This window comes from Sinorhizobium sp. RAC02 (assembly GCF_001713395.1).
Taxonomy (GTDB): domain Bacteria; phylum Pseudomonadota; class Alphaproteobacteria; order Rhizobiales; family Rhizobiaceae; genus Shinella.
The window spans coordinates 825,321-837,642 of record NZ_CP016450.1 but is presented as its reverse complement, the minus strand read 5'-3'; the positions used below and the strand labels follow the sequence as shown (position 1 = coordinate 837,642).

11 protein-coding genes and 1 riboswitch are annotated in these 12,322 nt (G+C 62.6%); of the genes, 5 read left to right on the top strand and 6 right to left on the bottom strand.

Annotated features, from left to right (window positions below):
- Positions 1–57: 57 nt before the first annotated feature.
- The 6 genes from cobW to BSY16_RS03895 all read right to left on the bottom strand — a co-directional run bounded on the left by cobW (position 58) and on the right by BSY16_RS03895 (position 6,781).
- Positions 58–1,107 (bottom strand): cobalamin biosynthesis protein CobW, encoded by a 1,050-nt coding sequence (cobW, locus tag BSY16_RS03920; protein ID WP_069058464.1) that lies wholly within the window; start codon positions 1,105–1,107, stop codon positions 58–60.
- Between the two features lie 4 nt (positions 1,108–1,111).
- Entirely contained in the window at positions 1,112–1,636 is a 525-nt protein-coding gene (gene cobU, locus BSY16_RS03915) for a bifunctional adenosylcobinamide kinase/adenosylcobinamide-phosphate guanylyltransferase (RefSeq protein WP_069058463.1), read from the bottom strand.
- A 1-nt stretch (position 1,637) separates the two neighbouring features.
- Positions 1,638–2,429: a CbtA family protein gene (locus tag BSY16_RS03910; protein ID WP_069058462.1), complete on the bottom strand. Its 792-nt coding sequence runs from the start codon at positions 2,427–2,429 to the stop codon at positions 1,638–1,640.
- 12 nt (positions 2,430–2,441) lie between these two features.
- The gene (locus tag BSY16_RS03905; protein WP_069058461.1) at positions 2,442–2,618 is read right to left on the bottom strand and encodes a CbtB domain-containing protein; all 177 of its coding nucleotides are present in this window, start codon (positions 2,616–2,618) and stop codon (positions 2,442–2,444) included.
- Positions 2,619–2,665: 47 nt separating this feature from the next.
- A riboswitch (cobalamin riboswitch) is annotated at positions 2,666–3,031 on the bottom strand.
- 79 nt (positions 3,032–3,110) lie between these two features.
- The gene (locus BSY16_RS03900; RefSeq protein ID WP_069058460.1) at positions 3,111–5,171 is read right to left on the bottom strand and encodes a peptidoglycan-binding domain-containing protein; all 2,061 of its coding nucleotides are present in this window, start codon (positions 5,169–5,171) and stop codon (positions 3,111–3,113) included.
- A gap of 146 nt (positions 5,172–5,317) precedes the next feature.
- Entirely contained in the window at positions 5,318–6,781 is a 1,464-nt protein-coding gene (locus BSY16_RS03895) for a cobyric acid synthase (RefSeq protein ID WP_069058459.1), read from the bottom strand.
- A gap of 245 nt (positions 6,782–7,026) precedes the next feature.
- On the opposite strand from BSY16_RS03895, the gene BSY16_RS31875 reads away from it, so the two are divergent.
- The 5 genes from BSY16_RS31875 to bmt all read left to right on the top strand — a co-directional run bounded on the left by BSY16_RS31875 (position 7,027) and on the right by bmt (position 12,280).
- A complete protein-coding gene (locus BSY16_RS31875; protein WP_150129871.1) occupies positions 7,027–7,170 on the top strand; it encodes a hypothetical protein in 144 nt (47 codons plus the stop codon).
- A gap of 762 nt (positions 7,171–7,932) precedes the next feature.
- Positions 7,933–8,931 (top strand): ABC transporter substrate-binding protein, encoded by a 999-nt coding sequence (locus tag BSY16_RS03890; protein WP_069058458.1) that lies wholly within the window; start codon positions 7,933–7,935, stop codon positions 8,929–8,931.
- A gap of 262 nt (positions 8,932–9,193) precedes the next feature.
- A complete protein-coding gene (locus BSY16_RS03885; protein ID WP_069058457.1) occupies positions 9,194–10,105 on the top strand; it encodes an ABC transporter permease in 912 nt (303 codons plus the stop codon).
- Complete coding sequence (locus tag BSY16_RS03880) at positions 10,098–11,141, top strand: quaternary amine ABC transporter ATP-binding protein (protein ID WP_069058456.1); 1,044 nt, start codon at positions 10,098–10,100, stop codon at positions 11,139–11,141. The genes BSY16_RS03885 and BSY16_RS03880 overlap by 8 nt, the downstream gene beginning before the upstream one ends.
- A gap of 122 nt (positions 11,142–11,263) precedes the next feature.
- A complete protein-coding gene (gene bmt / locus BSY16_RS03875) occupies positions 11,264–12,280 on the top strand; it encodes a betaine--homocysteine S-methyltransferase (protein ID WP_069058455.1) in 1,017 nt (338 codons plus the stop codon).
- Positions 12,281–12,322 lie beyond the last annotated feature (42 nt).

Sequence of the window (12,322 nt, the reverse complement as noted above, 5' to 3'; positions counted from 1 at the left end):
TGGCCATGCCGTGCCTGAGAGGCGGAGGAGAGGAAGGGCCGCACGCTCATGCCGGAATCACACCGCCGCAGCGATGGCGGCGCGTACGGCTTGCTCGTCCATGTCGTGCAGGCCGATGACGACGAGGCGGGTGCCGCGGGTTTCGCTTGGGGTCCAGGCGCGCTCGAAATAGGTATCGATGCGGCTGCCGACGGCCTGGATGAGAAGGCGTAGCGGCTTGCCGGGCACGTCGGCAAAACCCTTGACGCGTAGCACGTCGTGTTCGCCGATCACGCCCTTGAGGCGCTCGGTGAAGGCGGCCGGATCTGCGATGGCGCCGAGTTCCACGACGAAACTATCGAATTCGTCGTGGTCGTGCTCCTCGCCGTTCTCATGTTCCAGTTCGTGGTGCGACTTGCGGTTGGCGATGTCGTCTTCCGTGCCGACGCCGAGGCCGAGCAGCACGGCGGCGGCGACTTCACCGTTCCTGGCTTCGATCATCGAGGGCTTGCGAACGGTACGGGACGCGACCTCGTCGCGCACGGCCTGAAGGCCGGCGGCATCGATCAGATCGGTCTTGTTGAGGATGATCAGGTCGGCAGCGGTGAGTTGGTCTTCGAACAGCTCTTCCAGAGGGCTTTCGTGGTCGAGATTGTCGTCCTCGACACGCAGCGCATCGACCTTGTCATGGTCATCGGCAAAGCGGCCCGCGGCGACCGCGGCGCTATCGACCACGGTGATGACGCCATCGACCGTCACCTGCGTCTTGATTTCCGGCCAGTTGAAGGCGGCGATAAGCGGCTGCGGCAAAGCAAGGCCAGACGTCTCGATGACGATGTGGTCCGGGCGGTTTTCGCGCTCCAGCAGCTTCGTCATGGTCGGGATGAAATCATCAGCGACGGTGCAGCAGATGCAGCCATTGGTGAGTTCGATGATGTCGTCCTCGGTGCAGGCTTCCGCGCCGCAGCCCTTCAGCACGTCACCATCGACGCCGAGATCACCGAATTCGTTGATGATGAGCGCGATGCGCTTGCCGCCGGCATTCTGCAGCAGGTTGCGGATCAACGTCGTCTTGCCGGCGCCGAGGAAGCCGGTGATGACGGTGGCGGGGATTTTCTGTTGCAGCATAGGCTCAACCCTTCATTTTCAGCGGCAGTCCGGCCGCAACGAAATAAACATTTGGCACGAGGGCGGCGACCTGCTGGTGCAGCCGCCCGGCATGGTCGCGGAAGTCGCGCGCCATGCGGTTTTCCGGCACGATGCCGAGACCGACCTCGTTCGACACGAAGACCAGTTGACCCGGCGCCGTCGCGATGACCTCGATGAGGCCGGTAAATTCGGTGGCGATGTCCCGTTCCTCCAGCATCAGGTTGGTGACCCAGAGCGTCAGGCAATCGATGAGCACTGCCCGGTCCTCACGCGCCACATCTTTTATGCGTTCGGCGAGTGCAAGCGGCTCTTCATAGGTTTCCCACCCCTTGCCGCGGTCTTCCCGGTGTCTGGCGATGCGCTCCCGCATCTCGTCATCCCAGGCACGGCCGGTGGCGATATAATGACGCGAAAGGCCGGTCTCTGCGACCAGCCTTTCGGCAAAAGCGGATTTTCCGGAACGCGCACCGCCCAGAACCAGGACGGCCCCGGGCGATTTTTGCGTCATATCAGGCAGCCTTGGCGACTTTCTCGTTGGCAAAGCCCAACGCGAGACCGAGCACGATCCAGAAGAACAGCGTCGTGGCAAGTGCCGCAACCGCGAACTCCGCACCGAGAACGGCCGGAACGTTGCTGGAAATGTCGCTCGGCTGCGGCGCGCCGTAAACCTGCGGCGCCGCAATCAACACGATGCCGGCGACCTTGGCCACGATACCCTGCTTCAGGAACAGGAGGTACAGTCCCCCGGCCGAGAGCAGGACGGTCGCAACCCACCAGATCTGGCGCTGGGTAAGATCAGCAGCCGGGAAACCCGGAAGTTCCGGCGGCAGGCCGATGGCTGGCAGCATATGCACGGCAAGCCAGCCGGAGGCACCCCAGAGCGCACCGTTCGCGACGGTGATCGGGTGTCCGGAAACCAGGCTGAAACCCGCCAGCAGAAGCGCAAAGCCGGTGCCGGTGACAAGGTTGGCCAAAAGCGTGCCGGAGAAACGGCTCATGCCGAACATGATGCCACCTTCCTCGTGCTCCTCGCCCTCATGGGCATAGGCGACGGAAACCGGCGACAGGTAAGACGCGACGTCCAGAATCACGGCGCCGAGCGAGGAATGCTCCTGCGTCGTGGCGGCGCCACCCGTGGTGGGCGTCGTGCCATCAGTTGCCGGTGCGGTTTCTTCGCCGCCGCCCTCGAATTCTTCTGCGTGAAGAATGAGCGGCACGACTCGTGCCTCCTGGGCGGCTGTCATCAGCACGCCAGAGAACAGCCCGGCCACCAGGGCGGCCAGGAGATAACGAACGATCATGTCAAAAACTCCTTAGTGGCAGGGAAAGCCGTAGGAGTGACGGGTGTCGTGCGCCGTATCGTGCAGCACGGCCGAATTTGCCAGGCCGGCGCTGAAAACGAGGAAGGCACCGAGCAGCAGCGCAAGCGCGCCGGCGACAAGGCGATCGTTTGCGGAAAGGGTAACAGTAGACGTAGCGGAAACAGCCATGACAACCTCCGTGCAGGCGTTGGGGAAGCCCCTCCCCAGGTCGAGCGATATGCCCTCATCGGCTGGCAGGTCTCCTGGCTCGTGGCGTCCGGCGTTTTCACGCCTGCGGACCGCTCTCACCTTCCCGGGTATCAGCATCGCGAAAGGTGGACGATTCGTAGAGAAAGAGGCGTCCGAGCCTTGGCTTATCGCAATGCCACCCAGTGGCTTTTCCGGCTGGTTTTCTCTGTGCAGCCCGGAGCACCATGCCCCATGACCCACACAAATCCTCCCCACCGGATGAACGTTCCTCGCCACTCTACAGTCGCGGGGTCGGCCGTGATTGCAGCGCCCTAATTGGGTCCGCCGCGTCACATTCCCATTTACTCCCCGATCCGTTTCCGGATCCGGGAACCATCCAATACTGCGGATGATTATGCTTCCCGTCCCGTGAAGTCAATCGACCGGCAGCGGCATCACCTGTGCTGAAACCGCCGTCCGGTCGTCGCAATCTCAATAGCCGGGGATGATCACCATGCCACCGCCGCCATTGTAGTAGCCGTCGTCACCGTTGTAGCGCTCGTAGTAGCCGTCAACGGGGCCTTCCAGCACGTCATAGTCCTGCTGGTACTGGCGTTGCTGGTACTGGCGCTGCTGATATTGACGCTGGCGATTCTGGCGAGCCTGAGCATACTGCGCGGCCTGCCGGAGTTCACGGAACTGCGCACGCGACAGGTAGCCGTCAGCGCGATAACCGGACGAGCCCTGCCATGACGCGATCGCCGAGCGGGTACGCGGTCCGAACACGCCATCCGCGCCATAGGTGTTGAAGCCCAGAACGCTCAGCCAGCGCTGCGCCTGCACACGGGTCGAGCGCTGCATATAGGCTTCGCGTGGGTCAATGACCGGTTCCTCGACGACCTTGCGCTCGGTTTCCGTGGTCGCCGTCTCCTGCTTCGGCTTGGTTTCCTGTGTTTGCTGGCGCGCGGCATCGGCAAGCGTCGAGAGCCGTTCGCGAGCATCCGCGAGGAATCGGCCATTCGGATAAGCCCTGAGATAGTCGCGGAAAGCATCTGCCGAACCGTCGAGCACGGCTTTGCGGAAGGTTTCCTCTTCGCGCTTCGCCGCATCGGCCTGTTCCACGGCAAGGCCCCGGTCCTTCGTCTCGGCACCCTGCGCTTCATTTTTGCGGGCCGCGGCTGCCGCGTTATCGGCTTCAGCTTGCTTCTTTGCAGTCGCCGCCTCTTCGGCGCGTTTTTCCGCCTCGTCGGCAAGGCGGGCCGCTTCCGTGGCCTTCGCCTCGGCGTCCGCCGCAGCCTTGGCGGCTTCGGCCTTCAGTTTCTCCACTTCGGCAGCTTTCTCTTCCGCAAGCTTGCGGGCAGCGGCGGCCTCTTCCTCGATCCGAGCCTTTTCGGCAGCGGCCGCCTTCTCAACCTCGACGCGCTTGACATCGGCGTCGCGACGGGCGGCGGCCTCTTCCTCGGCACGCGCCTTTTCCGCAGCGGCAGCCTCTTCGGCCTTCGCGCGCTCAGCCTCGGCCTTCACCCGGGCAGCCTCTTCCGTCTTGGCCTTGTCCGCCGCAGCCTCCGCCTCTGCCTTCAGGCGCTCGGCCTCGGCTGACTTTTCATCGGCGAGCTTGCGGGCGGCGGCTTCCCTCTCATCGGCTTCCGCCTTCAGGCGAGCGGCTTCCTCGACGCGCGCCTTTTCGGCGGCGGCAGCCTCCGCCCGTGCCTTCTCCTCCGCAGCCGCCTTTTCTTCAGCCGCCTTTTCTTCGGCAAGCTGACGGGCAGCCGCTTCTTCTTCCGCCTTCTTTGCCTCAGCCTCCGCCTGCAGGCGCGCGGCTTCCGCCTCGGCCTTTTCCGCCTCGGCAACCTTGCGCGCTTCCTCTTCAGCCTGCTTCGCCTCGGCTTCCGCCTTCAGGCGTGCCGCTTCCGCTTCGGCCTTTGCCTTTTCCGCCTCCGCGACCTTGCGGGCTTCCTCTGCAGCTTGTTTTGCCTCGGCTTCAGCCTTCAAGCGGGCGGCTTCCGCATCGGCTTTTGCCTTTTCCGCTTCTGCAACCTTGCGGGCTTCCTCTTCGGCCTGCTTTGCATCGGCTTCCGCCTTCAACCGGGCTGCCTCCGCATCGGCCTTGGCCTTTTCCGCTTCTGCGGCTTTCTGGGCGTCTTCCTCGGCCCTTTTGGCTTCGGCGGCCGCACGCTCGGCTTCCTCGGCCTTCGCTTGTTCGGCGGCGGCGGCCTCGTCCGCCTTGGCCTTTGCACCAGCCTGCTCAGAGCTTCCGGTCGTCGGCTTGGCCTTGGTGCTGGCCTGCAATTCAGCGATGCGCAGGCGCGCCATCGAGGCGAAGGTGCCGTTCGGATAGGTCTTCAGATAACCTTCGTACTGTGTGACGTCGCTGCCGGCGGAAACCTTCTGCCAGAGGGCGAACTCCTCCTCCCAGCGCTTTCCCGCACTCGTCGCTTCCTTGCCCGTCGTCTGGGCGAAGGCGGCGACCGGCAGGCCGCAAAGCGACAGCCCGACGAGGCTTGCAAGGCCGCATCTCACCAGAACGGATCGTGCGAGAGGTCCAGAACCCATATTTCTCACCCTTTCGGAGCGCGCGAAGGCTTAAAGCCCGATGACCGGGCGGATTTCCGTCACTCCTCGCACCGAATTCTGGCGCAACTTTGGTGCGGCAGGCCGGTGGCGAAGAACCCGATGGCTGTACGTTTCAGAAGGCCAGTTTAATCAGCGGCGCCCAAAAGGCCATCGAGCCAAACGGGGTCGAGAACCGCCTCCAGCTCCGCCGCCACACCATCCAGCGCCTCGTCGACGCTCTTTCGATAATCGAATCCGCCGCCTTCGATGCCGAAATCGGCAAGCAGTCCGGCCCGGTAGGCGTCGCTGGAGAGGAGGCCGTGCAGGTAGGTGCCCATCACCCGCCCATCGGCCGAAACGGCCCCATCGGCGCGCCCGTCGATACGGACCGAGGGATGCAGCGTATCCGGCCCCGTGGTCTTGCCGAGATGGATTTCATAGCCTTCCAGCGGCACGTCATATTGCAGTGAATGCGCCGTGCTGTTGCGCACGGTCTTCTCCGGCGCCATCTCCGTTTCGACCGCGAGCAGGCCAAGGCCTTCGACCTCCCCCTCGCTCCCCTCGATACCGAGCGGGTCCGTAACCCGTTGGCCCAGCATCTGGTAGCCGCCGCAAATGCCGATGACGCGGCCACCGCGGCGCATATGCAGGGCGAGATCCCTGTCCCAGCCCGCTGCTCGGAAATCGCGCAGGTCCGCGATGGTGGATTTCGAGCCAGGCAGGATAACAAGCCCGGCATCGGTCGGAATGCGCTCCCCGGGGCGCACGAAGACAAGATCCACCTGCGGCTCGGCCTTGAGCGGATCGAGATCATCGAAATTTGCAATGCGCGACAGGACCGGCACCGCCACTTTCAGCGCGCCCTCGCCCCCCTTGGCAAGCCGCTCCAGCACGACGGAATCTTCCGCCGGCAGGCGTGCTGCCTGTTTCAGCCAGGGAACGACGCCGAAGCACGGCCAGCCGGTAAAGCGGCCAATCTCCGTAATCCCGCTGTCGAACAACGTGACGTCGCCGCGAAACTTGTTGATGAGGTAGCCGGTGACCATGCGCCGGTCTTCATCCGGCAGGATGGCATGGGTGCCGACGAGCGAGGCAATCACGCCGCCGCGGTCGATGTCGCCAACGAGCACGACGGGCACGCCGGCGCGCGTCGCAAAACCCATATTGGCGATGTCCCCTGCCCGGAGATTGATTTCCGCCGGCGAGCCCGCGCCCTCGACGACGACGAGATCGGCACCCGCCGAGATCGTCTCGAAACTTTCCAGCACGGCGCCCATCAGCTTCGGTTTCAGTGCCTGGTAGTCCCGCCCCTTCGCCTGGCCGAACACCTTGCCCTGCACGATGATCTGGCTGCCGACGTCGGATTGCGGCTTCAGCAGCACCGGGTTCATGTGCACGGAGGACGGCACGCGGGCAGCGAGCGATTGCAGCCACTGCGCCCGGCCGATCTCGCCGCCATCGGCCGAAACGGCGGCGTTGTTCGACATGTTCTGCGGCTTGAAGGGACGCACCTTCAAGCCGCGATTTGCAGCGATGCGGCAGAGCCCTGCCACCAATACCGTTTTTCCGACATCAGAGCCGGTGCCCTGGAGCATGATCGTTCTTGTCATGCGCCCCAACTAGCATTCCCGCCTGCCGCCGAAAAGCCCTGATTTACCGCAATTCCGCCCCAATCTTACACCGCCGGCAGGTGCATTTTCGCAACAGCGCGCCATGCAATGCAAGCATGGCAGATTTGCTATTCATTTTGCGACATTTTGCGCCGTGAACGATCGTGACTTTTCCCTCGGGTACGCTTATATCCACGTCATCAAACAGCCGGGGCGTGTGGCTTCGGGTTTCAAGGACAAAGACAATGCTGTTCATCTTCAGCAAGCCGAACTTCGTACAGATCGCCTGGAACGGCGTCGCCCCGCAGAACCAGTCCCGCGTGCGCAACGTCGTCATGGACGCGCCGCTCGGCCCGCTGGGCTTCATCCGTACGCGCTCCGTCGGCTAACTTTCGAGCGCGACGTCAGGTCCGCTCGCATGCAACGTCGCCTCTCTCCGGGAGGCGGCGTTTTTTATTGCCATTTCCACGGCCCTGAAACGGCGAAAGCCGTGCATCCCTTTCGGTGATACACGGCTTGCCAAAATACGCATGGCGGCTTCCGACAAAAACGCATCGGGGCCCAGGCACTCCGGTACGCAATACCTTTCCGGAGCGGGCGGCGGTGTCCCCCGCCGTGAGGAAAGCAATAGCGGCACATCCTTACCGGACCGTTATTGAGACCTTAAGCAAAGGTGAATCGCGATTTTTTTTGAAAAATTGCGAATTATTTTTCAGAGGGCGAAAGCGGCGCATTCGGAACAGGATATGTCCGCATTCAACGACCATCCGTATCCCCCGGGAAACGGGGCCATGAACATTTGCCCCGATGCGAGCAAACGCCCAATTTTTCCACCGATAGGTTGTCGGATTTTCAGCATCCTGATCGTCCGGCGCGCCGCTTCCGGCGCAGGAATGCCGCTCAGGAGGTTGATTTCTCAATGAGAACCCGTAGGCTGCTTCCTGTGACGCACGAAGACACATCGCCGGTGACAGGGTTCCGCCGGCGGATCAGAAAAAAGGCTCGGCGTCGTTGCAGCAGGGGGTTGGCTCGCCTCACCTGGCATCGAACCTCCATGGCTGCCGTAAAACTTTCGGGCAGACGGGACACCGCAGTAACCTGCGCTGCCTTCCGGGTTGATCGCTGCATCTAAGACTGGGAGGTCTTAATCTATGAAGAAGCTCCTTGCTTCCACTATCCTCGCTGCCGGCCTCTATGGCTTTGCCGGTTCTGCCCAGGCGGCAGACTGCGGTGAAGTCTCGATCGCCGAAATGAACTGGGCCTCTGCCGGCGTTGCCGCGCATGTCGACAAGCTCATCCTCGAAAACGGCTATGGCTGCACCGTCACGCTGGTGACCGGTGATACGATGCCCACCTTCACCTCCATGAATGAAAAGGGCGAACCGGATGTCGCGCCCGAAATGTGGGTGAACGCCGTGCGCACGCCGCTTGACGCGGCCATTGCCGAAGGCCGCCTGATCCAGCTCGCTCCCCTCCTCTCGGAAGGTGGCGTCGAAGGCTGGTGGGTCCCGAAATTCTTCGCCGACGCGCATCCCGACATCAAGACGGTGCAGGACGCGCTGAAGCATCCGGACCTCTTCCCCGCACCGGAAGACGCCTCCAAGGGCGCTGTGCACAACTGCCCGTCGGGCTGGAACTGCCAGGTTTCGACCGCCAACCTCTATAAGGCGCTCAAGGCCGACGACATGAACTTCACGCTCGTCGACACGGGCTCGGCCGCGGGCCTCGATGGCTCGATCGCCAACGCCTTCGAGAAGAAGGCCGGCTGGCTCGGCTACTACTGGGCACCGACCGCCATTCTCGGCAAGTACGAGATGACGCGCCTGTCCTTCGGCGTCGAGCACAACAAGGCCGACTGGGACGCCTGCACCGCCGTGCCGGACTGCGCGGATCCGAAGGTCAACTCCTATCCGACCTCGGACGTCTTCACCGTCGTGACCAAGTCCTTCTCCGAAAAGGCCGGCGTTGCTATGGACTACATGAAGACCCGCCAGTGGGATAACGGCACGGTCGGCAAGGTTCTCGCCTGGATGACCGACAACCAGGGCACCAACGAAGACGCCGCAAAACACTTCCTCGAAAACTATCCGGACATGTGGACCAAGTGGGTCGCCCCGGATGTCGCGGAGAAGGTCAAGGCCGCTCTCTGACACACCGATCGCCGGCAGCCCTCCCCGGCTGCCGGCCTTTCTTTCGCGACCTGAACGAGGACGCTGGCTTTTTGCCTGACGCCCGCCCAAGAAACTGCAGAGGTCGCAAACAGCACAGTATCAAGCGGCAGTTCGTGCGAATACGAACTGCAAGCCGGGAACCAGAACAAGAATATCCCTGTGCGCGCCGTTCCGTTCGCAATTGCAAACTCATTTCATTGCGATGCGGAACAATAACTTCCGGTAGAAAGAGGGGAAAAGGATGGCAGGCATATGCGAATTGTTGCCAGGCTTTCTATGCAAGTTTCCGGCCTTCAGTGACGCCAGCGTCCGCGGCGCACGAAAAGTCATCGATGATGGTTTCAAGGGCCTCGTAAGAGAATATGTGAACATTATCGACGCAATGGTGCAGCCATTGCAGTGGTTTCTGAACTATCTTGAACGGCTGTTCGTCAGTTCACCCTGGCCGATCATCCTGATCATCATGGTGGCGATCGTCTATTACGGCAGCCGCAACATAAAGATCACCATCGGCACTGCGCTCTCCATGTTCGCCATCGGCCTTCTGGGCCTGTGGAACGATACGATGGTGACGCTGGCCATGGTGACGGTCTGTACGATGATCGCGATCATCGTCGGTATCCCTATCGGTATCGTGATGGCCCGCTCCGATCGCGTCCAGGGCATCATCAACCCGATTCTAGACGTGATGCAGACGATGCCGAGCTTCGTCTATCTCATCCCCGTCGTCATGATCTTCGGCATCGGCAAGGTGCCGGGGCTGATCGCGGTCGTCATCTATGCCGTACCGCCAATGATCCGCCTTACCAATCTCGGCATCCGGCTCGTCGACAAGGAGGTGCTGGAAGCCGCGGACGCCTTCGGCTCCTCCGGCTGGCAGAAGCTCAAGAACGTGCAGATGCCGCTGGCCTTGCCCACCATCATGGCCGGCATCAACCAGACCATCATGATGTCGCTCGCCATGGTCGTCGTCGCCTCGATGGTCGGCGTCGGTGGTCTTGGCAAGAACGTGCTGCAGGCCATCAACAACCAGTTCTTCACGGTCGGGTTCCTCAACGGGTTCGCGCTCGTGGCCATCGCCATCATTTTCGACCGTACAAGCCAGGCCTATGGCAGACGGCTGCAGAAGCATTCGGAGGTAATTCATGGTTAGTCATGCAATCGAGGTCCGCAATCTCTACAAGATCTTCGGACCCCGCGGCGGCGACTATGTCGATGCAGTCAAGAAGGGCCTCGGCAAGGCAGAGCTGAACGAGAAATACGGCCATGTTCTCGGCCTGCGCGACATCAACATCTCGATGCCGGCCGGCGGCATCATGGTGGTGATGGGCCTCTCCGGTTCCGGCAAATCGACGCTGATCCGCCATATCAACCGCCTGATCGACCCGACCGCCGGCGAAGTGCTCTATGACGGCGTCGACGTCTGCAAGATGAACGAGAACGACCTGCGGGAGTTCCGCCGCCACAAGACGGCGATGGTGTTTCAGAAATTCGCGCTGCTGCCGCACCGCACGGTTCTGGAAAACACCGTCTACGGTCTGGAAATCCAGGGCGTCGGCCAGGAAGACCGGGAAAAGCGCGCCAAGCAGTGGATCGCCCGCGTCGGCCTTTCCGGTTTCGAGAATCATTACCCGAACCAGCTTTCGGGCGGCATGCAGCAGCGTGTAGGCCTTGCCCGGGCGCTGACCAACGACGCCGACATCCTGCTGATGGACGAAGCCTATTCGGCGCTCGATCCGCTGATCCGTGTGGACATGCAGACCGTGCTTCTCGATCTCCAGAAGGAGCTCAAGAAGACCGTCGTCTTCATCACGCACGATCTCGACGAGGCACTGCGCCTCGGCGACAAGATCGCAATCCTGCGCGACGGCATGGTCGTGCAGCAGGGCACCGGCCAGGAAATCGTGCTGAACCCGGCGGACGAGTACATCACGGCCTTCGTCAAGGAAGTGAACCGCGGCCGCGTGGTCAATGTCGAGACGATCATGGCGCCGCTCTCCGGCAACCCGGAAGGCATGCCGATCGTCAAGGGCACCGTGCTGGAAGTGGCCGCGCGTGCCATGACCTCGGTGAACCAGACGCTCGCCCATGTCGTGGACGAGAGCGGCAAGCCGGTTGGCGCAATCAGCCTCAGCGCCATCATCTCCAGCATGGTGACGCCGACAAGCCATGAGGCAAAGGCTGCCTGATAGTCGCCCAGACCTTGGAACAAGGGCGCCCTCCCCGGGCGCCCTTTTGTTTTGCCGCCAAAGCAGCGTTGCAATCACATAAAGAAATCTTTATATGATGTGACAAACAGAAGGATACCTCCATGACCGCGACGAACCCGCTTGCCGAGCTGCTTGCCGAAAAGTCCTTCCTGCTTGCCGATGGCGCAACCGGGACTTCGCTCTTCGCCATGGGCCTGGAGGCTGGCGAGGCGCCGGAGCTGTGGAACGAAGCCAAGCCGGAAAACATCACCAAGCTGCACCAGGATTTCGTCGACGCCGGCGCGGATATCATCCTCACCAACACCTTCGGCGGCACCCGCCATCGCCTGAAGCTGCATCACGCCCAGGACCGCGTTCATGAGCTGAACAAGGTGGCAGCAGAAATCGCCCGCGCCGTCGCCGACAAGGCTGAACGCACGGTTATCGTCGCCGGCTCCGTCGGCCCGACGGGCGAGTTGCTCATTCCGCTCGGCGCGCTGACCTATGACGATGCCGTCGCCGCCTTCGCAGAGCAGATCGAGGGCCTCAAGGCCGGCGGCGCGGACGTCGCCTGGATCGAGACCATGTCGTCCGCGGAGGAAATCCGTGCGGCTGCGGAAGCCGCCACCAAGGTCGGCATGCCCTTCGTCTATACCGGCTCGTTCGATACCGCCGGCAAGACCATGATGGGCCTGCATCCCCGCGACATCTATGGCGTTGCCGGTGATATCGGCGCGGGTCCGCTCGCGGTGGGCGCCAACTGCGGCGTCGGTGCCTCCGACATCCTCTCTTCCCTGCTCGACATGACCGGCGCCGATCCGTCGGCGACCGTCGTCGTCAAGGGCAATTGCGGCATCCCGGAATTTCGCGGTTCGGAAATCTACTATTCCGGCACGCCGCCGCTGATGGCCGAATATGCCCGCCTTGCCCGCGACGCCGGCGCCCGCATCATCGGCGGTTGCTGCGGCACGTCCTGCGAGCACCTCGCCGCCATGCGCGTGGCCCTCGATGCGCATGAGCCGCGCGAACGCCCGGCCCTTGCCGAGATCATCGAAAAGATCGGCCCGCTGCGCAACAAGACCGCCGACGAAAGCGCTGCCCAACCGACCAGAGAGCGCAGCAGTCGCCGCCGCGGCTGAGCTCTCCCGAAAGATCATCCATCAGCCGCCCCGGCAAACGCC